We start from the raw sequence: 24,419 nt of genomic DNA on the forward strand, positions 1-24,419 counted from the left end.
TGTCGAAGGTGCTCCCCTTTCTGCAGCCCGGGCGGATTAATTCGAAGACGTCGGGCGGCAGCAGACACTCTGGGCCCGCTGGCTCGTAGCCGCTGGAGGCAATGGGCAGCTGTCAGGCCATCGGCAACCAAGTGCATGTCAGCCACGAGCCGAGGGTCGGGGAAGGTGATGATCCACTGGCAGCCACGATTAGGCGAAAAATGTTTGGGCAATCGGTTGTCAGGGGGTCTTCAGGGTGGTTCACTAGACACAGCATGAAATTAGCAGTGCGTTACTAATTTGGACGATCGTCCATCTAATTAACTGCTCGCTCGAAGGCGTCTCATCCCTGGACCAAAGGAGTTCTTATGGACACCCGCACCCGCATGACCCGATCGCGATTCCGTTTCGGGATCGCAACTGCGCTTACGGCCGCAGTTCTTTTCACGTCGACTGCCTGCGCTGGGGGCGCAGAGCAGGAAGAGGCGGGTACCGCCCCTAACGGCGCCTCCTCAAACACCACGCTTGCCTTGGCCGTGACGGCCGCCCCGGCGTCTCTGGATCCTGCACAACTTCAGGAAGGCCAGCAAACGTACGTCTGGGGATCCGTGTTCGACACTCTTCTCTATGTCGACAATGACGGAAAGCTGCAGCCCAATGCTGCAGAAAGCTGGAAGTTCTCCGACGACGGCCTCACCTTGACCCTCACGCTGCGCGAGGGCATGACCTTCAGTAACGGCGATCCAGTGACCGCCAAAGACGTTGCGGGTACCCTCGACCGCACCAGGACAACCCCGGGCCAGCAGCAGAGCAAACTAGCAGCAGTTGCATCAATCGAAGCTCCGGACGACAGAACTGTAGTCCTCAAACTGAAGCAGCCTGAACCGGCACTGCTGACGAATTTGGCACTTGCCGCCGGTGTCATCGGGGACGCGGATACCCTCAATGAAAAAACCACAGCCTTGGACCCGACGACATCCGGTCCCTACACTTTGGACAAGGCCGCAACGGTAGCAGGAACCACCTACGTCCTCAATCGCAGGGACGACTACTGGAACGCTAAGGCCTACCCCTTCAAAACCGTTACTGTTCGCGTCATTCAAGACCGCACCGCGGTTTTCAACGCGCTGCAGGCAGGTGAACTGGATGCTGGCAACGTCGAACCCGCGCAGGTCAAGCAGATCGAAGCCGCCGGATTCAAGACCGCCAAGGTTGAAGCACAAGCGGTCGCGAACCTCGTCCTCGCTGACCGAGAAGGCACAATTCTGAAGCCGCTGGCCGACGAACGTGTCCGCAAAGCCATCAACATGGCGTTCGACCGCGAAAAAATGGTTCAACAGGTATTGCGGGGCGGCGGCAAGGCCACTATGCAGATCTTCAACCCAAAGGGCGCCGCTTACGACCCCGCGTTGGAAGGAACTTACAAGTTTGACCCCACTGCGGCCAAGAAGCTGATGGCAGACGCAGGATATGCCGACGGCTTTGATGTAACCATGCCGGCCACCGTCATCTCAAAGTCCTTCGAGCCGCTGATCACCCAGGCTCTGAACGACATCGGCATAAGGGTGACCTGGGAACCAGTTCCTCCTCAAAACGCTGCGGCAGCAGTTTCCTCAAAGAAGTATCCAATGATCTTCTTCCTTGATGGGCTCAACGTGACCCAGCGGGAACTGCAGAACAACTTCAGTGACTCCGGCTTCCTTAACCCGTTTGGATCCAAGTACCCCGAGCTGACTGAGCTCATTTCGAAGGTAAGCCTCGAAACGGATGAAGCCAAGGCCGCAGAGCTCTACAAGGAGATCAACGCTTTCGTTGTCAAAGAAGCGCTGGACGCACCCCTCTTCTACGTCGGCACAATCTGGGCCACCAAAGACGGCATCGAATACCTCGGCGACGGTTCAAACACCATGAGCACCATCAGGGCATTCAACGCCACGAAGTGAAAGGGGTGAGCCCAGGAAAACCTCAATCCCGGGCTCACCTCCCAAACACTCCCTATAAGGACCACCATGATTCCCTACATTCTGCGGCGATTTGGCTCAGGCATTGTGCTCGCGCTGCTGGTAACGCTGATTACTTTCACGCTTCTTAGCTTTTCCTTCGACGCCGTCGTCCGGGCGCGGCTTGGCAGTGCCGCAACGCCTGAGGCCGTCACGGCCATGACGGCCGCGTTGGGCTTCGATCGTCCCGTCCTGACCCAGTACTTCGACTGGCTCGGCGGCGTCTTCCGCGGTGACTTCGGTACCTCGTTGTTCACGAGTGAACCGGTAGGCCCGGCAGTGGCGTCAAGACTGGCCGTTACGCTGTCAGTGGTCCTCGTCGCTCTGGCCATCACAGTCGTCATCAGTGTCGCCTTGGGCGTTGTCGCCGCAACCCGTGGCGGGGTGGCGGATCGACTGGCGCAGGCAGCGTCACTTTTCGGCTATGTGGTTCCGGGCTTGCTGATCGCGATAGTCCTGGTTGTGGTTTTCGCCATCAACCTTCGCCTCCTGCCGGCCACCGGCTACACGCCATTCAATGTAAACCCTTCAAAGTGGGCAGCCACCATCACCATTCCGGTCATTGTTCTAGTCATCGCTGGAGCTGCCAACATTACTGCCCAAGTGCGTGGCACCATGATTGACGAACTGCGTAAAGACTACGTCCGCACGCTGCGCACCCGGGGCATTTCAACACGCTCAATAGTACTGAAACATGCGCTGCGGAACGCTGCCGGGCCAGCGCTTACCGTGCTTTCTTTCGAATTCATCACAATGCTCGGCGGAGCTCTCATCATAGAGAAGGTCTTCGCGCTCCCCGGATTCGGGACGTTTGCCTTCAATTCTTCCTTGCAGGGAGATATCACAGTCATCATGGGCATCACGTTGTTTAGCGTTCTGCTTGTGGTCAGCATCAACCTCGTAGTCGACCTCGTGAACGGCTGGCTCAACCCGAAAGCGAGAATCTTTTGAGCGCGGAAGAACTCATTGTCGAGCCGTCACAGGGGGCGGCGACTCGAAAGTCGGCGTGGCGGAAGCTGCTTAAGGATCCCCAGGCGGTCGTCACGGCAGCATTGCTGTTGGCCATTGCCCTGCTGGGGATAATGACTCCAATTTTGGCCCAGCACGGACCCAACGAGGCGTCGCTCGACGCAATCAATGTCCCAGTGGGGACTGCGGGATATCCTCTTGGCGGAGACCAGAACGGGCAGGACATTTTCACTCGCCTGCTTCACTCGATCAACACCAGCATGATTTCGGGGTTGATCGGCACCAGCGTGGCGCTAGCCATAGGCGTTACCTTCGGCCTCATCGGTGGATATTACGGAAAGAAAATCCAGAGCGTCACTGAGTGGGTCTTCAGTCTCATCATGACCTTCCCCGGGATCCTCCTGCTGATCATTCTCATGCCCGTGACCAAGGGCGACTTCCGTTTCACCATGCTCATCTATGGAGTCCTGCTCTCTCCGGGGATCTACCGTATCGTCAGAAATCAGGTTGTAGGGGTCAAAAACGAACTGTTCGTGGACGCCGCCAAGGTCTCTGGGCTCTCTGATCTGCGAATTCTGGCCCGTCACGTTCTCTTCGTTGTCCGGGGACCCATCATCATCGCGGCCGCATTTCTCGCCGGTTCGGCGATTGGTCTGCAATCAGGACTGGCATTCTTGGGCGTTGGATCAAACACGATTCCCAGTTTTGGCGCTATGATCGCAGACGGCTTCCTCAACCTCTACGAAGAACCAACACAGTTCCTTTGGCCAAGCCTGCTCCTCGGTGTGATCACGGCGTCGTTGGTCCTGCTCGGGAACGCACTCCGAGACGCTTTCGAAGGCACAAGGCCAAAAGCGGTAAAGCGCTCAGTCGTCAAAAAGCAGGCGGTCCGAACGGGAGCACGGAAATCTTCCGGTGCGGAATCACTGCTCAGAGTCCAGGACCTTGCCATCGCCTACCGCACCCCGTCCGGGGACCTGAAGGAGGTCGTCAGAGGGGTAAACCTTACCCTGGACGGCGGACAGACCTTGGGCTTGGTCGGTGAGTCCGGTTCGGGCAAGACTCAGACAGCGTTCGCGATTCTGGGCGTCCTGCCTCCAGAAGCAGTGATCACCCGCGGTTCCATCACCTTGGACGGCAAGGAACTGCTGGGACTGAGCGAGAGGGAGCTCCGGGCCATACGCGGACGCTCCATCGCGTACATTCCGCAGGAACCCATGTCCAACCTCGACCCCTCATTCTCCGTCGGGGATCAACTAGTAGAAGGCATTCGGGCCTCAGCCAATATGACGGCCCGAGAGGCAAAGGAACGGGTCCTCGCGCTACTGAAACGTGTCGGTATTCAGGACCCGCAGCGGACCTACAATTCCTACCCCCACCAAATCTCGGGAGGAATGGCGCAACGCGTCTTGATCGCCGGGGCGGTTGCAAGCCGACCCAAGCTGCTGATCGCTGACGAACCCACCACCGCCCTCGACGTCACGGTACAGGCGGAAATCCTCGACCTGTTGCGCGAATTGCAAGCCGAACTGAACATGGCGGTGCTACTCGTGACACACAACTTCGGTGTCGTCGCAGATATCTGTGATCGCATCGCCGTCACACAGAACGGAGAGATCGTAGAAACGGGAACTGCTCTGGACATCTTCAGGAATCCCCAACACTCGTACACTTCAATGTTGTTGAACTCAATCCTCGACGAGACCACCGTGCGTTCCGACGCCCCCATGGCCGCCCGCGACACGGTACGAAAGTAGCTGATGATGAGCACCCTGCTCAACGTAGACAGACTGCGGGTCGCCTACCGAGGCCGCGGTTTCCGCCCCAAGCAGCACGAGGTCCTCCACGGTGTGTCCCTGACCATCGCCGAAGGAGAAACCCTGGGCGTGGTCGGCGAATCAGGCTCGGGCAAGACCACCATTGGCCGGGCAGTCCTCGGCCTGGTCAAACCCAGCGACGGAAAGGTCCTGTTCCGGGATAAGGACATCACACATGCCAGCCCGAAGCAGCGACGGGGGCTAGCGAAGGACATACAGGTGGTTTTCCAGGACCCCTACACGTCCCTCAACCCATCGATGACCATCGGAGACATCCTCAGTGAGCCCCTCGTCATACAAGGCCAGTCCGACAAAGACGCCCGCGCTCGGGTTGGAATGCTCCTGGACCAGGTTGGCCTCCCCGCCGACGCCATTGAGCGGCTCCCCCGAGAGTTCAGCGGCGGTCAGCGCCAACGTGTGGCCATCGCACGGGCCCTGGCACCGAAACCGAAACTGATCGTCTGTGATGAACCGGTATCTGCCCTTGACCTTTCTACTCAGGCGCGTGTGCTCGACTTGCTCGTGGATATTCAACGCCAGACAGGCGTGGCGTATCTTTTCGTCTCCCATGACCTCGCCGTGGTCCGGCACGTCAGCCACCGGGTCAGCGTCGTGTACCAGGGCGACATCGTAGAGACAGGGTCAGCCGACCAGGTGACCTCTGAGCCGGAGCACCCCTACACTCAGCGGCTCTTGCTAGCCGCACCGGTTGCGGATCCGCTTGAACAAGAAAAGCGGAGGGCGGAAAGGCACCGTCTGATCGAACGGCACCGCGAGCAGGATCTGCAGGCAGGAGCGGTAAGCGCTTGAGACTGAACGTGTCCGGCAGCTGCCCCGGGATGCCGGACACGTTTAGTCAATAGCCTTGACGAAGGAGCGGAGGAACTGCCTGATGTTCCGTTCTAGACGGAGGGTGTCCCGTTCATAGAGCCATTGGATCTGGAGGCCGTCCGTTAAAGCCACAAACATCGCCGCGACGGCTTCAGGCTCCGCATTGGTCTTCAGCTCACCGGCTTCCGCCAGCGCCTGGAAGGCCTTTGTGTAATACCGCACCACGTTTGCATATCGGTCCCGATAGCTCTCATGCGCGGGATGATCTGGAGATGCTGCTTCCGCGGCTAATGTGCTGTGCAACTCGATCAACCCCGGCTGGAGTTCGCTCCTGACAAGCGTCATGAGCAGGGACTTGATCTCGCCGACGTCATTCGGAATCGACATGACGGCCAAACCGCGGTCCAGGAAAAACTGCTTCCTTCGCTCGTCATCCAAACCCAGCACGCCGAAAAGCAGCTCGTCTTTGCTCGCGAAGTGATGAAGGAGTCCCGTGTTGCTGATGCCCACGCGCTGGGCAACGTCCTTCATCGTCATGCTGTGGAATCCTGTTTGCCCGAACATGTCGATACACGTTTCCAAAATCTTTAACCGAAGGGCCGCCGTCTTAGCGTACGGTCCACGCTGTTTGGTCGCTACGGGGGGCATGCAGAGTCCTAACGTCGGCGTACATCTACAAACTAAATTAGCACCACGATAAGAACTTCAGGCCTTGGTACCCCGTAAACTAGAAAAGCAATTCGATATTGGAGGTTGCGATGCGACGACGCGGCAACTGCTCCCCTCTCCCGACGCTTAGATGAGGAAACCATGCAATCAGCTGAAGAACGCCTGGACCTAGTAATGGGCGCTGCATGGCAGTCCATCGACGACGAATGCAACCAACTCAAAGGCGGGTATGTGGGAATTTTCCCACAAGGCAACATCCATAACACCGACTGGGTTGCGGAAGGCGTTTCCATTCCTTGGCTTGCCTTGGATGACGCAGCTAACCGGCGCCTGGTTCAGAAGCACTCCGGCATCCATGTGCGCGTACTTGAAGGGGCGGGGAGATCGCGTTGACCGAACCAATCATGCAGGGTGGACATCCCCCACAGGTGGGGCGGAGGGCAGCCGCAACGATTTACGATATCGCGCGGGAGACCGGAGTAAATGCTTCTACTGTCTCCAGAGCACTCAACAAGCCAGGGCGCGTGAATGCCAAGACCGAGCAACGCATCCGGGAGGCTGCAGCAGCCCTGAACTTCAGGACGAATCCAATGGCCAGAGCCTTGCACACTGGGCTGACAAACACCGTCGGGCTAGTGATCTCAGACATTACCAATCCGGTATATTTTGGCATTGTACGAGGGGCAGGGAGGGCGACCGCAGCTGAGGGGTACACTTTGGTCTTGGCTGAATCGCAGGAGTCCCCGGAACTGGAAGCCCAGACGGCCCAACGTCTTCTCGCCTCAGTGGATGGACTCGTTCTGGTTGGAACCCGACTCACGGAGGGGGACATCCGCACCTTCGCTGAAAACAAACCGGTTCTGGTGGTCAATAGAGTCATCTCCGGGATCCCCTGTATTGTCCCCGACGTTGTCCCCGGAATCCGGAATGCCTTGGACCAACTGATGGACCTTGGACACCGCTCCATCGCTTACCTGTCAGGCCCAGCGAACTCATGGATGAACACAATTCGCTGTGACACTATCTTTTGCGAAGCGCTGAAGCGGGGCATGTCGGTCGTTGAAATCGGCCCGGGGAGCCTGCCCACCGTTGAGGGCGGCCATTCGGGTCTTCGCCGTGTTCGGGCCGCCGGCGTGACGGCAGTGGTGGCATATAACGACCTGATGGCTATCGGGCTGCTAACGGCGTGTCAGGAATCAGACGTTTCCGTACCGGGTGAGCTGAGCATTGTCGGCTTTGACGACATCTTCGGTTCAGCCTTCACGTCTCCCCCGTTGACAACCATCCGCACTCCGGTTGACCTTGCGGGAGAAGTGGCAGTCCGGCGCATCATTGAGTTCGTCCGGGGTCACCATGAGGTCCGGGGTCACCATGAGCCGGTTCCGATCGAACTGGCAACGCAGCTGATCTCCCGCGGATCAACCGGACGTATTGCCCGGAAATGAATACGGCGGCTGACCTTATTAGGCTGCTCAAAGACTCAGCAGCTTTCCCCACGGGTGTGAAGCAAGGTGAGGAAACCGCCCGAAATGGCTAGTGCCCCGGCCGCCAGGAAAAGCGCTGAGTAGTTCTCTTCGATTCCGGTTGCAAAGATGGAAAAGAGGACCGGCGCGAGCAGAGGGGCTAACGCGCTCGGGATCTTCTGCGAAAAACTCGTGATCGCCATGAACCTGCCCGCCTGCGTCTCACGGTGTGGGAGCACATCGAGGACGAGCGCCTGCCCTACAGAAGTAAAGACCGCGATGCCTGTCGAGGCAACAAGGGTGCCTACGAGGAGCAAGGCCAGATCGTAGGAGAAGGCTGATACGACGGTGCCAGCCGCATACAGGACCGTCCCAAGCATGATGAAAGGCCCGCGGTCGGCCGCGTGATCGGAGAGCCAGCCGCCACCAATAGCACCGGCAGTCGCGCTGAGGATGCTGGCGCCAGAGATGACAGCGATAACTGTGGTTACATCAGCGACGTCGATCTGAAGACGCTGGGCGTAGAAGAACGTTGCATAGCTTGTCGTCAGCGACAATCCGAGAAAGAACAGGAACCGTCCCGCCCAGACCCACGCGAAAGCCTGATGCTTCCGCGGATTGAAGCCAAAACTCTTGAAAACATGTCCAGCCGAGAGCGGTGTGAATTCTAGCCCCCGGGAGTCCCTCTCCGGCGCAAAGATAACGAAAGCAGTGACCAGCAAAATTCCGACAACGGCGGGGAGCAGGAAGACCCACAAGGCGTCCGCAGTCACGGTGCCGACCAGCATGATGCCGATGACGGGCGCCACCTGCATGGTGAGTCCCGTGAGGCCGGAAACTTTGCCACGCTGGGCTTCCGCTATGTTCTCCGCCTGAAAGTTCCCAATAGAACCAACAGCAGTCCCCCATCCTATGGTGGAGAGCACCCAGCCCAGGCCGAGCACGACGATATTTGGTGCAAATGCCATCAGCGGGACGGCCGCTAATCCGACAGCTGCACCAATGACCGTATAGGGACGTCGCTTGCCCCACCGGGAGCGTGTCCTGTCACTCAAAACCCCTGTCACGGGCGCTGCCAGAAGGGAGGCCAGCGACCCTGCCCCGAGGATGTAGCCCAGGGCCTCCTCGCGGCCGGGGGCAAGATGGTTCAGTTTGAGCGCCAGAGTGAAGGCCATGGGCACGATCATCGCCATGCCCCCGCCGAAGGTTGCCACGACCAGCAACCAGACGGTTGTCCCAGTCAAAGTGGGTTGAGGTTCCCTGGGGCCGGCGGTGGGCGGCGTCCCGGCTTCGGGCGACGACGGCAGGGCAACGTGCGCGGTAGGGACGCGTGTTGCCCTGCCAGCAGGGTCTTTCGGATGTCCCTGGATGTCATTGATAACCATGAAAGACCTCCCGTTCCCGACGTCTTTAGATGCCAGTGCCGGGCTTCCGGTTTGCCAGCCCGCGCCAACGTTTCCGGAGACTGTGGGCTGCGGCCTTGGGTTTCCGGTCACGGGTGAAGACACCCTTCCTATTGCCTTCGACACGGTGGATGCCGTTGGAGGTCTGAAAATCAGCGAAATTCCAGACCTGTTCTCCGACAAAGGATGGAATGCTGTCGAACACGCGGTGGTTCATCTCCAAGTAGGAAGCCTGGTACTCCTCCGACCACGGCATATCCCATACCGAATGGAGGCCGGGCAAGGTGTCGGCACCGTATTCGGCCATCATGATCGGTTTCCCGAATTTCTCGACCCAACCCTGAAGCTCGCCCTGAAGGTATGTTTCAGCGGTTTTCAAGTCGCCGGTAGCTACATACCAGCCGTAGTACCGGTTGAGGCACATGACATCGAACAGATCGGCAATCTTGTCGTTCTTAAACGTGGCAAACATGACTGCCGCGTAGGTAACGGGTCGGGTCGGATCCAGGCTGCGGGTCAGCTCGACAAGTGGCTCAAAGTACTCCCGGGCACCATCCTCGTTTGAGGATGGTTCGTTGGCGATGCACCACATAACTACGCTGGGATGATTCTTATCGCGGGCGATCAGTTCCCGGATCGCTTGGGCGTGGGCGGACTGCGTCTCATCGTTGAACGTTTCAGGTGAGAAGGTGGGCGTTGTCGCTGCCCCGGTAAGTCCTCCCTGGACCGCTAGGTTGAGCCCGACGGCAGCTGTTTCGTCGATCACTACGATGCCGTGCCGGTCGGCGAAGTCCATTACTTCCTCGGCATAGGGGTAGTGGGAGGTGCGGAACGAGTTCGCCCCGACCCACTCCAGCAGCTGGAAATCGTGCACGAGGTAGGCGTCGTCGTGTCCCTTGCCACGCACCGGTGAGTCCTCATGCTTGCCGAAACCGGTGAAGTAGAAAGGTTCACCGTTAATAAGGAATTCCGTGCCCCTGACCGAAACGGTCCGGACGCCGAAGGGCTGGGTATAACTGTCGATCACTTCGCCTTGGTCCACAATCTCTGCAACCAGGTTGTAGAGGTACGCGTCGCCGGGGTTCCACAGATGTACCGCATCCAGCCGAAGGACACCGGTTGCTCCTTTTGCTGCCGCCACTTCGACGCCCGAAGCGTCCAGTACGCGGACCCGAACGGTGGCCGGTTGTGTGGTTTCGATGTCGTAGGTCACGACGCCAGTTGATCCGTCGATGTCAGTGACGATCCTAATGTCTTCGATCCGGAGCTTTGGGGAGGAATAGAGCCAGACGGAACGGGACAGGCCGGCGTAGTTATAGAAGTCGTGCAGGTATTTCTGCTGCCGGCGCCCATCCTGGGTCACTGTTATGGACCCCGGCGGGATAGTGACGTTCGTTAGCTCGTTGTTCACGCCAATGGTGAGGCGGAACTCCTCCCCCGGTACGACCAGGTCCGTGATATCCAGTTCGAATGGCGTGTAACCCCCGACATGTTGGCCTACAAAAATGTCATTAATGTACACGCGTCCCTCATGCGTTGCGGCGTCCACGCGAAGATAGACGCTGTCGGTTTTCCAACTGCGGGGCACGCGAACCTGACGTTGGTACCATGCCCACCCGACGTGGTCACGGATGCAGGAGTCGACAAAAAGGTCGTTGTAACTCGCCGGGACAGCCGCTTCCAACCCGCTATTGAGGGTTTTGCTCCAGGCTTTGATCGGTGATCCGCGGTCAATGTCGAACGCCCAGAGGCCGTCCAGGGAGACAAGTTCGCGGGTGGGAGTCATCTTCGGTTTGAGCATGTCTGAGTCCTTTGGAAACTGTTGGTTAGAGTGGGCGGCTGTCGAGGGTGAGCCGCCATTGCCAGGAATAGTCGTGGGCATCGAGCCGATACTGGGGCAAGGTATCCGGTCCCAGCCGTACTGTTCCCACCCCTCTGTGGGCGATGTCGAGGTTGACGACCGTTTTGGACGACTCCGACAGCTGCCACCAGTGTGTGGCCGATTCCAGCTCATGAGTTGAGTAGCGGGAGACGGTCATATGCAGCGGACTGGCGTGCTCGGTGGATACGGTGCCGGCGGGACCGCCCAGCCGCATTTTCGTCACGCCGCCCCGGGTGCCGTTTGATTGCGGGACAATATAGGGAACAGCGAGGGATTTGATGCTGCTCTCCCACGCTCCCAAAAGGGCCGCCTGCCGGCGGTCAGGATAATTTTCCCACGGTCCAAGCCCCACCCAGCTGGCATCTTCAAAGCCGTCAATCAGTTCGAACTCGATACCGACCCGCAGACCATCGTGAGTGCTCTCGGGTAATTTAACCTGCTCTTCCATGACCCAGTCACCGGATCCAACGAAGGTGATGCTGCGCCGGTGCGTGACCTTCTCATCTCCGAACGCCGTGCTGTAGGTGCGCGTCACCACGGCAGTGTTCCCGAAGTGCTCAATGTCGGAATTGACCAGGCTGAGCTGAAAGAACCCTGTCCGAACGAACCGGCTGTCCAGTGCGAAGCAGGCGTCGTTTTCCGTGAGCGCCCGCCACAATGACAGCTCGGGCGCGCGCCGCAGCAGTGGGTGGACAATGGAGCCGTCCTCGGCAAGGACGAGAGAGGCCACATCGCCTGCACCTGTCGGCTGTTGCTCGGGGCCGGGATTGAGGACAACCTGGAGTGATGCAATTTCGGTGCCTGCCGGCGACCATAGCGTCTCCGTGCGGGTCCTCAGGGTAAGCGTGACAGCCAGCGCGTCGGGTTTCCTTGCAGCAACCCTTATCTGCTCTGGAAGTTCCAGCGAACCAGTGCGGCCCGGGCCCAAGGCTGGCAACTCAACCTCGGCCGCGGCGACGGCACCGCTGGAAGTTTCGACCTGAATTAGCCCTCTCAAAAGGCTGAGGTCAGCGAAGGACTGGCGGTTACGGATATCGATCTGTCCTTCAAGGGCCCGGGCCGCGTCCGAGATGATCCGGACCGGTGCGAAGATACCGCGCGCCTCGAACAAGGCCGGTTTAGGCGTGAGGTCCGGGAAGACAATTCCGTTGTTGAGAACGGCTCCGCTGTTGGGTTCATCGCCGAAGTCTCCGCCGTACCTGTAGTGTCCGTCTCCGTCGGGGTCGAGCGCATGATCCCGCCATTCCCAGATGAAACCGCCTTGAAGGCAGGGAAGGGATTCGAAGAGGCGCCAGTACTCGGAAAGGCCCCCTGTTGAGTTTCCTAGAGAATAGGCGTACTCGCACAGGATCAGTGGTCGGTCGGCGCGTTCATCCTGGGCGTAGGCCTCGAGCGAGGCGAAGGAAGCGTACATGGGACATACAACATCGGTTGCAGCGTGGCCGCCGTGCCAGTCATTCGATATAGCCCCTTCGTAGTGCACCGGCCGGGAGGGGTCGACGTTGCGCGTCCAGGCCGCCATCGCGTCGTGTGCTGCCCCGTAGCCGGTCTCGTTTCCCAGCGACCACATAATGATGCTGGGGTGGTTCCTGTCTCGGACCACCATCCGCGAGAGTCTGCGCAAGAAGCTGGGCAGATACAAGGGATCGTCTGCAAGTATCCCGGCGAACGCGTGCCCTTCGATGTCAGCCTCGTCTACAACGTAAAGGCCAATTTCATCGCAGAGGTCCAGGAAGACGGGATCATTGGGGTAGTGCGAAGTGCGCACAGCGTTGATGTTACTGCGCTTCATCAGGGAAAGCTCTTCCAGCATAGATTCCCTGGTCATCACGCGCCCGGTACGGGGGTCGAAGTCGTGCCGGTTGACGCCTTGTACGAGGATACGCTGGCCGTTGACCAGAAGGTCCTTCCCCCGGATTTCAACCTTGCGGAATCCGATGCGCAGGGTGACCTCATCGAGGATTTCTCCGTCGGCGTCGCGGAGCCGGACCGTTAGGTCTTCCAAGTGCGGCGTTTCGGCCGTCCAGGGAGAAACGTCCAGCGCGGCACGCTCAAACCGTGCCCTGCCGGCTGACGTTTCGTGAGTGACAGTCTGGGCAAAGGCCCCGGCGATGTCGGCAAAGCGTTCAGGCACCTCCGCTCCGGCCGCCCTGATGCTCAGCAAGTCCATGAAATCAGCAGGGAAACGGGTGGCCGGCTTACTGCCGCGTTCATCGGAGGGCTTGGGAAGCTCCTGCGCTGCCCGCCGTGGACCGATAGGCCGGATCTCCGCCGTTCCGAGAGCGATCACTTCGGCATGACAGTCGACAGCTGTGAGGTGGGCGAGGCCGGCGGAAACGACCTCTACGGTCAGGGAACCTTTACCGGACTTGGCGTCGTAGTCGGCGAGGACCACGACGTCTGCTATGTGGACATCGGGCACAGTATAGATATGGACAGGCCGGGTGATCCCGCCGTGCCACCACTGGTCCTGGTCCTCGAGGTAGCTTTCGGCCGAATATTTGGAGACGACGAGAACGATCTCGTTAGGGCCTTGAATGATGGCATCGGTGATGTCGAATTCTGCGGCGAGGTGGGAGTCGTTGCTGAGCCCCACCGGCTCGTCATTGACCATCACACGCAGCAATGATTCCGCTGCCCCGACATGCAGGATCGTCCGGCGGCCCGGCGTCGGTGAAAGATCGACTTTCCGCCTGTACACTCCCGTGGGGTTGCGCTTCGTAAGCGCCGGGGGAATCTCATCGAATGGCATCGGCACGTTTGTGTAGTGAGGCGGATCTTGCGGATCCGACATCGTCCACAGCCCCGGCACCGTCGTCGTCCCCCAGCAATCGCTGACCGAGGTGTCGGGCCGCTCCAGCAACTGAAAGTCCCAGACACCGTTCAGATCAACGTCGGCTGGGCGGCGCAGAGAGGTCATAGGAAGGCGGCCGATCGGGTGGAGACCAGTGATATCGGCAGGAGTAACGGCAAAGCCTGGTCCGGTCATTCCTCGTCCTTACCTCGGTTTACTTCGCCGGTTTCAACTGCGGAACGAATCCTGTCCAGTGTGCGGAAGACCGCAATCGTGTCGGCGGCGGTATGCAAAGGGTGCTCTGTGAGTCCGATTCTGATTGCTTCGCTGACGGCACGAAGCATCGGTACGTATCCGTTGCCCTCACACGCCAGTTCTACAGGCTCAGGGTTGTGGACAATGGTTTGCCAATTGTCGGCATGTATCCGTAGGTTCGTGGTGGCCCAGAAAGGGCCCGGGAGAACAATCCACCCCTTCGTTCCGCTGACCGAACCCGAGGTGTCGGCGAATTCCTGAGTTGAGGCAGCTCCATGGGCAAAGCGGCCGCCACTGTACTCGAGAGTGAAGTGCTCTGCAAGATCCAGGCCGTCGCTGCGTACAGTACCTGCCGCGTAGATTGATTCCGGTTCGCCCAAGATGGAATGTGCCAACGTGACCGGGTAGATACCCTGGTCCAGCAGGGTGCTCCCGCTGCGTTTCACGTCCCAGCGGCTGCCGTCGTCCTGCGGAAACGGCATCCCGAACATGGCCCGTACACTCCGGGGCTCACCGATCCGACCAGCGGCGATTTCCTCCCTCAACCGGACGAATGCAGGGTTGAACTTCATCCACATGCCCTCCATGAGAAAGAGATTTCGTTGACCCGCCAGCTGGAACAGCTCAGCGACTTCAGCGGCCGTCATTGCCATGGGCTTCTCAACGAGGACATGTTTGCCGGCGAGAAGAGCTTGGCGCGTCAGCGGATAATGCGTGGCGAACGGCGTCGCGATGTACACGACGTCAATCCTGCCGTCCGCCAGCAGCTCCTCGTAGTTATCCGTGGAGAACGCGCCTCCGACCTTTTCGGCGAAAGCGGAGGCCTTTGCTGCGTCCCTGCTGTGCACTCCCCTGATGACAGCGCCGCTAATGGTGGAAAGGTCAGCCACCACGTTGTCAGAAATGGGTCCTGTCCCGACGATTCCCCACTGGAGGGTGGCTTTCTGCTGTTCGGTTTCCTGAGTAGTTGTCATGAGATCGTGACTCCTGCTGTAGCTTCTTGGGCCAACGACAGGGAGCCGGTCCTGGCGACATTTCCCAGCCATGCAAGGCTGGCTTTGGGGTGGCGTTCGAAGGTTTTCCGGTCTACTGCTATCAGCCCGAAAGTAGGTTCCCAATGACCCCACTCATAGTTATCCAGTGCACTCCAGTGGAGGTAGCCGCGGACATCGATACCTTCGGCCATGGTCTCGAAGAGGTGCTCCAAGGCGCTGGTTGTGTAGGCGATCCGCCGATAGTCATCTGCTGTAGCGATGCCATTTTCCGTGATGAGTACCGGTACGCCCTGGGTGACGTTCCAGCTGTGGCGAACAGCGATGCCGATGGCGTCGGGGCGGTAGGCATTGCCAACGATGGTGTTGTCCGGGTGAACGGGGTGAGGCACGATTCCCTCAGCGGTTACGTTCTGGCTTGAGTACGACTGAACACCGATGAAGTCATCCCCGCGTGCCGCCTCCAGAAAGATGTTCTCCCTGACGTACTGCACCTCGCGAAGTTTCTCTTCCCCACCCGGTAAGGCCACGAGCGCCTGGTTTGCCACCGTCCACCCAACGGCTGCCCCCGTCCGCTCCCTCAAGAAGCCGCGGACAGCGTGATGCGCCTCCACTAGTCGTCGGCTGACGTCGATATCGGGGTTAGGCAAGACAGGCCTTGCTTCACCCTCAACAGTGGGGCTGAGCCATTTTTTGTTTTTCTGCTGCTCGGCCATTCGACCCATGGTGGTCATGAGTGCGAGCATGTTCGGTTCGTTCATGGTACAGATCCACTCGACGCCGTCCAGGATGTCTATCACAGCATCGACGTAAGCGGTGAACCGCTCGACGGCACGGTCCCCCATCCATCCACCTTCTTCGGCAAACCAGCGCGGGTTGGTGAAGTGGTGGAGCGTGATGACCGGCTTCAGTCCCAGTCCGAGCGCGGTGTCGATCATGCGGCGGTAGTGCGCAAGCTCGGCCTTCGAAATGTGGCCCGGGGAGGGTTCGACGCGCGCCCATTCAATGCCAAACCGATAGGCGTTCAGGCCCGCTGCGGCAAGCAATTGCATATCTTCCGCGTAACGATGGTAGCTGTCGATGGCGTCGCCACTGCGCTCCATGCCTGCCCTGTTCTGCTCCCGGGCCCAGAAGTCACTGTTGACATTGTTTCCCTCAATCTGATGAGGGGCTGTTGATGCTCCCCAGAGGAAGCCCTTCGGGAGGTTCGTCATTGTACGCACCGATCTCTCAATATTTCGGTCCTAACGGAAACCGATTGCCATGGAAAGATGCTAACATGCAAATTCGAAACGCATAACTATATTCGCAGTAGTGAGTTATCGAAGACGACCGCTCCGGGAGCCCCGGGCGCAAACGGAAGGTGATCGATGCTTTACCTCAACCCCTCCATGCCCATCGAAAAACGTTCGCTGGACTTACTTGCGCGCATGACTCTGGCAGAGAAGACCAATCAACTTGTCGGAATCCTTCCGCAGCCACTTCTTGGATCCGATGGTGTGACCAAATCCCAGCTGAACCGGCATCTGGCTCAAGGAATCGGGCACGTCGCCGGAGTCGGAATCGCCGTTAATGACCCGGTGCGCCTTGCACGACTCAACAACGACATTCAAAAATATCTCCTTGAGTCGACCCGACTGGGAATCCCTGCCATTCTCCACAACGAGGCTCTGAACGGGCTGTTAGCCGAGGGATACACCTCGTTCCCAACGCCGATTGGTCTGGCGGCTACATGGAACCCCGCCGGAGTACGGGAGATGGCCGACCTGACCCGGCGGCAGATGCTGTCGATCGGTGTACGTCAAGGGTTGGCGCCGGTACTCGACGTGGCACGTGACGCACGCTGGGGCCGTGTCCATGAAACGTACGGGGAGGAAGTCCTTCTCGTCTCGGCCATGGGCGTGGCTTTTGTCCACGGCCTTCAAGGAGATGACCTGCGCGAAGGTGTATTGGCCACGGCGAAGCACTTTCTCGGGTACTCGATGACCGAAGCGGGGCAGAACCTTGCCGCTACACAGCTTGGAGGCCGCGAGCTCTATGACGTTTACGCAACCCCCTTCGAAGCTGCAATCCGTCTTGCCGGACTGCGCAGTGTCATGAACAGCTATTCAGAGATCGACGGCGAACCGGTAGCGACGTCCTCGGCTTTTCTTTCTGAACTTTTGAGGGACAAAATGGGCTTTCAAGGGACAGTGGTGTCCGATTACCGGACGATCCAGTATCTCGTCGAGCGTCAGCGCGTGGCCGGTACCGCCCAGGAAGCGGGAGTCATGGCTGTGTCGGCCGGGCTCGACGTCGAACTGCCCAGCGCCTATGGATTCGGGCCGGCCCTGGCCGATGCCGTCCAAAATGGCATGATTGACGAAGCGGTGGTCGACCAAGCCGTCCTCCGGGTTCTTACCCACAAGTTCGAGTTGGGTCTGTTCGAGAACCCTTATGTGAGCGAGGAGCCAGTTCTGCTGAAGGATCTGGCGCAGGAGGGACGGGAGCTTTCCAAGGAGTTGGCCCTTCAATCAGTGACCTTGCTCAAGAACGAGGGCGGCGTGCTGCCCTTCCGCCGGGATGTCCGCCGTATCGCCGTCGTAGGACCGCACGCGGACTCCGTCATGGTCAACTTCGCCAACTACACGTATCCCACCACCCTGGAAATGATCAAGGGCATGATGAACGGCCGGTCGCGGATGGTGGGAATGGAAAATGCGATGGATGGCATGCCGGAGGACATGAAAAAAGCCGCCGCGGAGCGCATCAGCGCACTGGAGAACCTCGACCTTGATCACGCTGTCCGTGAACAATATGGATGCCAAAGCCTGACCGAGGCAATACGTCGACTCATGCCGGACGCAGACGTCGTATCCGTTCCTGGGACAAGTCTCCTCGACACGGACCCTCACGATATTGAGGCAGCCGTCGCTGCCGCCACGTCGGCAGATATCGTCATCCTCGCCATCGGCGGCAGGGCCGGAGCCTTCTCGGGAACTACGACAGAAGGCGAAGGAACCGATTCCGCCGACATCGACCTGCCCTCCCGTCAGGTTGAGCTCGTCCAGGCGGTCACCGCCTTAGGGAAACCAACAGCCGCCGTGCTCTACATGGGCCGGCCCTATGGGCTCTCCGAGGTGGACGAAGCACTCCCGGCCCTGATCACCGCCTATTACCCCGGACCTGAAGGCGCCCCCGCACTGGCCCGCGTGCTCTTCGGGCATTCGGCCCCTTCCGGCAAGCTTCCCTTCTCCATCCCCCGGCACTCCGGCCAAGTACCCGTGTATCAGGCGCAGAAAAGGGGCAGCGGTTATCGGCGCGAAAGCATCGACATGGCAAAGGCCTATGCGGACATGCCAAGTACACCTCAGTACGCCTTTGGACACGGTTTGAGCTACTCAAGCTTCGGATACGGCGAACTCCGAATAGAACCCGCGGAGATTGCTGCAAACGAAGAAGTCACCATAACGATTCCTGTCCGCAATGCAGGGGAACTCCCGAGTACAGAAATCGCCCAGCTCTACGTCGGCCTTCCAGGCACAGGCATTACCCGCCCCGCACAACAACTGGCAGGCTTCGCCCGGGTGGAACTCGACAAGGGAGAAACAGCAGAAGTCAGCTTCGTCGTGCAGGGTTCCCAGTTGGGGCACACGGGAAGGGACGGACGATTCGTCGTAGAGCCGGGTGAGGTCTCGGTTCGGGTAGGTTCAGCCTCCGACGATCTCCGGGCACACGGGACTTTCACCGTGCTGGGTCAAGCCCTGGATGTCGCAGCCACTCGAAGCTACCTGCCTGAGGTCCGGGTTCAGCACCTCAAGGCTGCCTACCATGACTGAAACTTCGGCCAATCAACTAAGCGTACAGAGCACACAGTCCCCCGCCGAGTCCCCCGCCTCTGAGAAATACACCGCGCGCAGTGGACCTATCGTGGGGGTGCTGGCTTTCTCGGGCATCGTTGCTGCAGTGATGCAGACTCTTGTCGTTCCACTGATCGGGGAAATGCCGGAACTGCTCGGCACCAGCGCCTCCAATGCCACGTGGGTCGTCACCGCGACCCTGTTGGCGGCTGCGGTGTGCACACCGATCACTGGCCGGCTCGGTGACCTCTACGGCAAGAAGCCCGTCATGCTTGCCTGCTCGCTGCTGCTCGTCGCCGGCTCTGTGGTGTGCGCCCTGGCAACCGCCCTTATACCGATGATCGTTGGCCGTTCACTTCAAGGCGCTGCCATGGGTCTCGTTCCACTGGGCATCAGCGCTATGCGCGACCTCCTCCCACCGGAGAAGCTCGGCACATCGATTGCGCTGATGAGCGCCTCCATGGGCATTGGTGGCGCACTTGGACTGCCCATCGCCGCTGCGGTGGCAGAGTACTCCACCTGGCACGCCCTGTTCTGGGGCGCAACCGCTCTCGCCGTCATGGTCGCCGCCTTCATCTGTTTCTTCCTTCCGGCCACCCCTGTGACCGCCCACGGTAAGTTCGATCCCGCCGGCGCGGCCGGGCTAGGCATCGGATTGGTCTGCCTGCTTCTCGGCGTCTCGAAGGGTGCCGACTGGGGCTGGACCAGCGGCTTGACCCTCGGCCTGCTCGTTGCTTCGGTCCTAGTTTTCCTCGCGTGGGGCTGGTTCCAACTCCGCACTTCCGATCCACTTGTCGACCTGCGAGTCACCGCCCGCCCCGTCGTACTTCTGACAAACCTGTCGTCGGTGGTCATCGGGTTCGCCATGTATGCTCAGTCGCTCATCGTGCCGCAGCTACTCCAGCTACCCACGGAGACCGGCTACGGGCTCGGACAGAACATGTTCCAGATGGGTTTGTGGATGGCACCCGGTGGCGTGATGATGATGATGATCGCGCCAGTTGGCGCCCGCATCTCTTACTCCCGCGGACCCAAGATCACTCTCGCCATCGGGGCCGCCGTTATGGCAGCGGGTTACCTTGCCGCAGTCGCACTCATGGGATCGACCTGGGGACTGCTTGTGTCCGTGTGCATTACCAATGTCGGCGTTGGCTTTGCGTACGGCGCCATGCCAGCCCTCATCATGGGCTCGGTCAAGAGCTCCGAGACAGGCGCAGCGAACAGCTTAAACACCCTTATGCGTTCCATCGGCACATCCGTGTCGGCCGCCGTCGTCGGTGTCGTCCTCGCCAACATGACCACCGACTTCTTCGGCCTTTCGCTGCCGAGCGAGGCCGGATTCCACACCGGTCTGCTGATTGGCGCTGCCGTTGCAATAGTCGCAGCGATAATCGCGTTGCTTATCCCTTCACCGGCTACCAAGAAGTCAGATGCCATCAGCGACCACGCCGCCAGAGAGGAAACAGGCACCGCTGATACCGCATCGATGCATCCCTGATGTTGCATCACCACCGCCCTCCTGCAGCAACCGGGGAAGACGATGGATAAACGCCGAACCAAATCGAAAGGAACACCTCACATGTCCAAGCTTCTAGAGGGCAAGGTAGCGATTGTCACCGGCTCCGGGCAAGGCGTCGGCCGCGGAATCGCATTGATGCTAGCCCGCCACGGCGCCCGGGTCGTCACCAACGATCTCGCCCCCCGGCGAGCTACCAAAGCCGTAGCGGCGTCTTTTCGCGCCACCGCTCTACAGGGCACCGAACTCACGCTCACCCAAGAAGAGGCGGAGCGTTTCGAAGCGACTGCCGGGGACGCTGAAAGCGTCGCAGCGCAAATCATCGCCGAGGGAGGAGAGGCCATTCACCACTATGCGGATGTCACCAACCACGAAGCAACCGGTCACCTCATCCAAGCTGCCATTAGGGAATTCGGCCGACTCGACATTCTCATCAACAACGCAGCCGGAATGGGCTTCGGCCCCTTCTTATCCCTGACCCCCGAGGACTGGCGCTTCCAGGTCGAAGCGAAGCTGACCGGAACTTACAACTGCATGAGCCACGCTCTGCCCGTCATGGTCAAGCAAGAGTCCGGGCGCATCCTGAACGCGTCATCAGACGCATGGACCGGCATCCCGATGGTCAGCGCCTACGCTGCCGCAAACGCGGCCGTGGTCGCGCTAACGAAATCGGCAGCGAAGGAGGTCGCCAGGTACGGCGTCACTATCAACGCATACTGCCCGCAGGCCGCGTCACCCGGCCACGTCAGCTTTAACGCCACCTTCCGCTCCATGCTGCAACAGCAGGATATCCACCTCAAGGTTAACGATGAGCGAACACGCCGCTCTGAAAAAGCCCATGGCCCCGCGGAAAACATGACTTTCTTGGCCTACCTTGCCTCAGATGAGGCGGCCCATATCAGCGGCTCCGTGTTCTCCGTGACCGGCGGCGGTGACATCGCCCTGTACGCAGATCCCCAACATGCCACTTCAATCGTTAAGGACGGCGAACCCTGGACCATCGAAGAGTTTCGTAAGAGCCTCCACCAGGAACTACTCACCGACTATCGGCCTATTAGCGAGCGAAGCGAGTTCTGAGGCTGCGAGGGGACCCTCGAACCATCAATGGAAATAACCGAGGTTTGCTGCGGCACAGCCGTCCTCTCGTCTCACTCAATAGCCCAACGGCTAATGGAACGAATATCCATTATCGGCTCTTCGCCCCAACGCTCGCCAGACGCGAGAATCCGCATATAGTTGCGGTCTGTAAGTCCAAGAAACCCGTAATCTCGGCTGTGACCGCCGGACCCTCCATGGCGATCTGCCGATGCCGGCTTTCATCCTGATCCCCGTCCACTCGCCCTGGTCGGCCGCGCCGAACTTTCCAGGCCAATCCTTTGCCCGGATGCGGCGGAGCTCCTGAATCGAATTGAGTGTCCCAACTCATTAAGCCCCCTACCGGGACAAGGGTGCCAAAAGGTCGATCTGCGGATGGTCACCGTCGAGCACACTTGTAGACACGACCGCGTAGACCACCCTGCAAAACTGGGCGGCAAGGAAACACATCCGCCGGGTGGGCGGTTACGGGGCGGATTCGTGAGTTCTCCTGGCGTTGGCGGGCACCGACCGTGATCACCTTTCTAAGGCAGCCGTAGGAAGCGGTGATGTCAGCGGCCCGCAGGACGTCCAGGAGTCGCTGAAGCTCAACGAGGCGAGGCCATGCAGGACGAGTCCGCCTCAAACGTGATCTTCGGCTTGGCCAAGCTCTTCAGCGAAACCTTCCGGATCGTTCCGCTGCACCGGGCGACCTGGTGCTCACCCGCAGCCCGGCCGGCAACGGCCAGCACCGGTGCCGGCTGCTCCAGGACGGCGACGTCATGAAAGGCACCATCACCGGCATGGGCTCGCAGCTCATCCACTGTAAGGACGAACGAAATCCACGTAGAAGACGGCCACCACAAGCGGATTATCCAGCGCCCCGTCGAAGGCCTGAGCTCCTCGGGGGCCCATAGAGCGGAGCCACCGAAGGTCCGCCCGAATGCCTTAGAGCTCCACATTGCCGTCTATCCAGTGCCACCACACATGCGGCCGCGCCGAATCCGGAGGATCAACGAACTCACTCCAGAGAACTTCGCTCGATTAGTGTTCGCCGTTCATCCGGTTCACGTGAGCATCCCGGACACGCTCCGGGAAGTTGATGACAGGCTGAGGCCGGCACCATAGGGGTAGAGCGGATCTTCAGTGTCGTTGGGGACATCAGGATGTGAGGTTTCGACGGCGGCCATGGAGCGAGGCAGCTCGATCGGCAACCTGCCCTTCGGAGGAATCGTTGCAGTCAGCGCATCCAGCAGTGCAGCTTCGGATGCGCCGAAGTTTGCAGTGATGGCAGTTGCAACGGTGTCGAAGGGGGTCAGAATTGCTGCCCGTTCGAGGTAGACGTCCAGGATCACGGGGAGTTCTGCTGCAAGTGCTCGTACCCGCGCGATCTCTTCCTCCGGGAAGTCGAGGCTCCCCTGATGCGTCATGGCGTCCAGGAAGTACTCGTTACGGGGTTCAAAGGGCGCAGCCAGCCGCACCAGCGCCACATCAGCCTCCGCCATCTCCGAAACGAGGAGAACGTGATCGTCAACAAATGCCGGGTCCATACCTACTACATATATGCGGGTACCGGGCGCCAGGGGCAGCAGCCCTTCGTTCTTGAGGATAGTGATGGATTCTGCCTGGGCGCGGTGTCCGGCCGCGCGGGACTTCTCAGATCCCACGACCTCCATGACGGCATCCGCGTCAACATAAGGGTTGTCGAAGAGCCCCAGCTCGAACTTAACCCGGAGGATTCTCAGCGCCGATGCATCCACTCTCTCCGGGGACAACCTGCCGCTGGCCAGCAGCTCAAGTACCAACTCCGTGCAGGATTCGCCACCAAGCTGGTCCACGCCGGCGTCGAAAAGTTTCTGCACCCGGTCCAGAGGGCTGAGGTGCTCAACACCCCACGCCTTGGCGGGAAAGGGCAGACCAAAGACCTCAAGGTCAGTGACAAGCTGCCAGTCGCTCAGGACAACACCCTCGAAGCCGAGCTGTTCTCGAAGAAGTGACGTGATCAGGTACTTGTTATACGAGAAGCCCACCTCCTCGACTTCCACGCCATCTATGACAAGGTCTTTCGCCAATGAGTAGTAGGGCATGATCCCGCTCGTGCCGGCGGCGATCGCAGTACGGAACGGTGCCAGGTGCTCTTCGAAGTTGCCCCCTGGGTAAACCTGAGCTTTGCCTTGCGGGAAGTGTGGATCCTCCCCGTCTTCTTGCGCCCCGCCTCCCGGGAAGTGCTTAGCCGTACAGGCAACGCTCGAGGATGACAGCTGCCCGCCCTGGAGACCTGCGATGAGCAGCGCACCGTACTCCGAGGTCACCGCGGAGCTTGAACTGAAGCTCTGAAGTTGGCGTGCCCAGCGCGGTTCAGATGCCAGGTCAATCTGTGGGTGGAGAGCGGCACGAAGCCCTACGGCCACATACTCCTGCCTGGCCGTCTCCGCGAAGTCGCTTATGACATCAGAATCGCCGAGTGCGGCAAAGCCCATAGGTTCGGGCCACTGCGAAAACGAGCCCGCGGCAAAGGCCATACCGTCATTTTGTGCAAAGCCATGGCGGGGATCGGTGGCAAAAGTAATGGGGATCCCGTGTGGGGTGAGCTCTGCGAGCTCCTGCATGGCATTCTGCCAACGCGCCATGTGCTGGGCGGAAGGGAAGTGGCCAACGTTGAAATGGTTGATGGACCTGCCCACCACAAAGTCACGCGGAGACTCCGGCCCGAAAGGACTCGATGCGTCGTGATCCGCCACCTCACCGACGACCATCACCGTGTTGAAGAGGAGCCCGACTTTTTCTTCGACCGAGAGGCGGGTCAGGAGATCCTTGGCGCGCGTGGCTGCATCCAGCCGGGGATCTTCATACGGATCCAGCACTCCGTTTCCGTTCAAGTCCCGGTACTGGACGCCGTCGTCTGTGGTCCTGACAGATCGCCGCATGCGGCCTCC

17 protein-coding genes are annotated in these 24,419 nt (G+C 59.8%); 10 read left to right on the forward strand and 7 right to left on the reverse strand.

Going from position 1 to position 24,419, the window contains the following annotated elements; genetic code table 11:
* Positions 1 to 347 precede the first annotated feature (347 nt).
* From ACIQLI_RS05865 to ACIQLI_RS05880, 4 genes are all read left to right on the forward strand, one after another.
* The gene (locus ACIQLI_RS05865; protein WP_400386007.1) at positions 348 to 1,922 is read left to right on the forward strand and encodes an ABC transporter substrate-binding protein; all 1,575 of its coding nucleotides are present in this window, start codon (positions 348 to 350) and stop codon (positions 1,920 to 1,922) included.
* 66 nt (positions 1,923 to 1,988) lie between these two features.
* On the forward strand, positions 1,989 to 2,930 hold the full coding sequence (locus ACIQLI_RS05870) for an ABC transporter permease (RefSeq protein ID WP_400386009.1): 942 nt from the start codon (positions 1,989 to 1,991) through the stop codon (positions 2,928 to 2,930).
* A complete protein-coding gene (locus tag ACIQLI_RS05875; protein WP_400386012.1) occupies positions 2,927 to 4,705 on the forward strand; it encodes a dipeptide/oligopeptide/nickel ABC transporter permease/ATP-binding protein in 1,779 nt (592 codons plus the stop codon). Before ACIQLI_RS05870 ends, ACIQLI_RS05875 begins: the two co-directional genes overlap by 4 nt.
* A 3-nt stretch (positions 4,706 to 4,708) precedes the next feature.
* Complete coding sequence (locus ACIQLI_RS05880; RefSeq protein WP_400386014.1) at positions 4,709 to 5,575, forward strand: ATP-binding cassette domain-containing protein; 867 nt, start codon at positions 4,709 to 4,711, stop codon at positions 5,573 to 5,575.
* Positions 5,576 to 5,617: 42 nt separating this feature from the next.
* Here ACIQLI_RS05880 and ACIQLI_RS05885 read toward each other — a convergent pair whose 3' ends face one another.
* Positions 5,618 to 6,244 (reverse strand): TetR/AcrR family transcriptional regulator, encoded by a 627-nt coding sequence (locus tag ACIQLI_RS05885; protein ID WP_400386017.1) that lies wholly within the window; start codon positions 6,242 to 6,244, stop codon positions 5,618 to 5,620.
* 162 nt (positions 6,245 to 6,406) lie between these two features.
* Here ACIQLI_RS05885 and ACIQLI_RS05890 point away from each other — a divergent pair, with 162 nt between their 5' ends.
* Positions 6,407 to 6,658, forward strand: a complete 252-nt coding sequence (locus ACIQLI_RS05890) for a hypothetical protein (RefSeq protein ID WP_400386019.1) — start codon at positions 6,407 to 6,409, stop codon at positions 6,656 to 6,658.
* An 11-nt stretch (positions 6,659 to 6,669) separates the two neighbouring features.
* Positions 6,670 to 7,710: a LacI family DNA-binding transcriptional regulator gene (locus tag ACIQLI_RS05895; RefSeq protein ID WP_400386751.1), complete on the forward strand. Its 1,041-nt coding sequence runs from the start codon at positions 6,670 to 6,672 to the stop codon at positions 7,708 to 7,710.
* 35 nt (positions 7,711 to 7,745) lie between these two features.
* On the opposite strand, the gene ACIQLI_RS05900 is transcribed toward ACIQLI_RS05895, so the two are convergent.
* The 5 genes from ACIQLI_RS05900 to ACIQLI_RS05920 are packed head-to-tail and all read right to left on the reverse strand — an operon-like array spanning position 7,746 to position 16,268.
* Positions 7,746 to 9,113, reverse strand: coding sequence for an MFS transporter (locus ACIQLI_RS05900; RefSeq protein ID WP_400386022.1), 1,368 nt, complete (start codon positions 9,111 to 9,113; stop codon positions 7,746 to 7,748).
* Between the two features lie 25 nt (positions 9,114 to 9,138).
* Positions 9,139 to 10,932: a beta-glucuronidase gene (uidA, locus tag ACIQLI_RS05905; RefSeq protein WP_400386024.1), complete on the reverse strand. Its 1,794-nt coding sequence runs from the start codon at positions 10,930 to 10,932 to the stop codon at positions 9,139 to 9,141.
* 25 nt (positions 10,933 to 10,957) lie between these two features.
* Complete coding sequence (locus ACIQLI_RS05910; RefSeq protein ID WP_400386027.1) at positions 10,958 to 14,002, reverse strand: glycoside hydrolase family 2 TIM barrel-domain containing protein; 3,045 nt, start codon at positions 14,000 to 14,002, stop codon at positions 10,958 to 10,960.
* Positions 13,999 to 15,036, reverse strand: a complete 1,038-nt coding sequence (locus ACIQLI_RS05915; protein WP_400386030.1) for a Gfo/Idh/MocA family protein — start codon at positions 15,034 to 15,036, stop codon at positions 13,999 to 14,001. The genes ACIQLI_RS05910 and ACIQLI_RS05915 overlap by 4 nt, the downstream gene beginning before the upstream one ends.
* Positions 15,033 to 16,268 (reverse strand): family 1 glycosylhydrolase, encoded by a 1,236-nt coding sequence (locus tag ACIQLI_RS05920; RefSeq protein ID WP_400386033.1) that lies wholly within the window; start codon positions 16,266 to 16,268, stop codon positions 15,033 to 15,035. The genes ACIQLI_RS05915 and ACIQLI_RS05920 overlap by 4 nt, the downstream gene beginning before the upstream one ends.
* A 156-nt stretch (positions 16,269 to 16,424) precedes the next feature.
* Here ACIQLI_RS05920 and ACIQLI_RS05925 point away from each other — a divergent pair, with 156 nt between their 5' ends.
* The 4 genes from ACIQLI_RS05925 to ACIQLI_RS05940 all read left to right on the forward strand — a co-directional run bounded on the left by ACIQLI_RS05925 (position 16,425) and on the right by ACIQLI_RS05940 (position 22,269).
* Positions 16,425 to 18,872, forward strand: coding sequence for a beta-glucosidase (locus tag ACIQLI_RS05925; RefSeq protein ID WP_400386035.1), 2,448 nt, complete (start codon positions 16,425 to 16,427; stop codon positions 18,870 to 18,872).
* Positions 18,865 to 20,391 carry an MFS transporter gene (locus ACIQLI_RS05930; RefSeq protein ID WP_400386038.1) on the forward strand — a complete coding sequence of 509 codons (1,527 nt, stop codon included), beginning with the start codon at positions 18,865 to 18,867 and terminating at the stop codon, positions 20,389 to 20,391. Before ACIQLI_RS05925 ends, ACIQLI_RS05930 begins: the two co-directional genes overlap by 8 nt.
* 81 nt (positions 20,392 to 20,472) lie before the next feature.
* Complete coding sequence (locus ACIQLI_RS05935; RefSeq protein WP_400386041.1) at positions 20,473 to 21,486, forward strand: SDR family NAD(P)-dependent oxidoreductase; 1,014 nt, start codon at positions 20,473 to 20,475, stop codon at positions 21,484 to 21,486.
* Positions 21,487 to 22,107: 621 nt separating this feature from the next.
* Positions 22,108 to 22,269 (forward strand): hypothetical protein, encoded by a 162-nt coding sequence (locus tag ACIQLI_RS05940; protein WP_400386044.1) that lies wholly within the window; start codon positions 22,108 to 22,110, stop codon positions 22,267 to 22,269.
* A 281-nt stretch (positions 22,270 to 22,550) separates the two neighbouring features.
* Here ACIQLI_RS05940 and ACIQLI_RS05945 read toward each other — a convergent pair whose 3' ends face one another.
* On the reverse strand, positions 22,551 to 24,410 hold the full coding sequence (locus tag ACIQLI_RS05945) for a glycoside hydrolase family 3 protein (RefSeq protein WP_400386047.1): 1,860 nt from the start codon (positions 24,408 to 24,410) through the stop codon (positions 22,551 to 22,553).
* Positions 24,411 to 24,419: the final 9 nt, after the last annotated feature.

This window comes from Paenarthrobacter sp. NPDC091669 (assembly GCF_044756725.1).
GTDB lineage: Bacteria > Actinomycetota > Actinomycetes > Actinomycetales > Micrococcaceae > Arthrobacter > Arthrobacter bambusae_C.

Excerpts from the sequence above, each read along its gene's own strand:
- ACIQLI_RS05865 (WP_400386007.1), top strand. The coding sequence starts at position 348 with ATGGACACCCGCACCCGCATGACCCGATCGCGATTCCGTTTCGGGATC.
- ACIQLI_RS05870 (WP_400386009.1), top strand. The coding sequence starts at position 1,989 with ATGATTCCCTACATTCTGCGGCGATTTGGCTCAGGCATTGTGCTCGCG.
- ACIQLI_RS05880 (WP_400386014.1), top strand. The coding sequence starts at position 4,709 with ATGATGAGCACCCTGCTCAACGTAGACAGACTGCGGGTCGCCTACCGA.
- ACIQLI_RS05885 (WP_400386017.1), bottom strand. The coding sequence starts at position 6,244 with ATGCCCCCCGTAGCGACCAAACAGCGTGGACCGTACGCTAAGACGGCG.
- ACIQLI_RS05890 (WP_400386019.1), top strand. The coding sequence starts at position 6,407 with ATGCAATCAGCTGAAGAACGCCTGGACCTAGTAATGGGCGCTGCATGG.
- ACIQLI_RS05895 (WP_400386751.1), top strand. The coding sequence starts at position 6,670 with ATGCAGGGTGGACATCCCCCACAGGTGGGGCGGAGGGCAGCCGCAACG.
- ACIQLI_RS05900 (WP_400386022.1), bottom strand. The coding sequence starts at position 9,113 with ATGGTTATCAATGACATCCAGGGACATCCGAAAGACCCTGCTGGCAGG.
- uidA (WP_400386024.1), bottom strand. The coding sequence starts at position 10,932 with ATGCTCAAACCGAAGATGACTCCCACCCGCGAACTTGTCTCCCTGGAC.
- ACIQLI_RS05910 (WP_400386027.1), bottom strand. The coding sequence starts at position 14,002 with ATGACCGGACCAGGCTTTGCCGTTACTCCTGCCGATATCACTGGTCTC.
- ACIQLI_RS05915 (WP_400386030.1), bottom strand. The coding sequence starts at position 15,036 with ATGACAACTACTCAGGAAACCGAACAGCAGAAAGCCACCCTCCAGTGG.
- ACIQLI_RS05920 (WP_400386033.1), bottom strand. The coding sequence starts at position 16,268 with ATGACGAACCTCCCGAAGGGCTTCCTCTGGGGAGCATCAACAGCCCCT.
- ACIQLI_RS05925 (WP_400386035.1), top strand. The coding sequence starts at position 16,425 with ATGCTTTACCTCAACCCCTCCATGCCCATCGAAAAACGTTCGCTGGAC.
- ACIQLI_RS05930 (WP_400386038.1), top strand. The coding sequence starts at position 18,865 with ATGACTGAAACTTCGGCCAATCAACTAAGCGTACAGAGCACACAGTCC.
- ACIQLI_RS05935 (WP_400386041.1), top strand. The coding sequence starts at position 20,473 with ATGTCCAAGCTTCTAGAGGGCAAGGTAGCGATTGTCACCGGCTCCGGG.
- ACIQLI_RS05940 (WP_400386044.1), top strand. The coding sequence starts at position 22,108 with ATGCAGGACGAGTCCGCCTCAAACGTGATCTTCGGCTTGGCCAAGCTC.
- ACIQLI_RS05945 (WP_400386047.1), bottom strand. The coding sequence starts at position 24,410 with ATGCGGCGATCTGTCAGGACCACAGACGACGGCGTCCAGTACCGGGAC.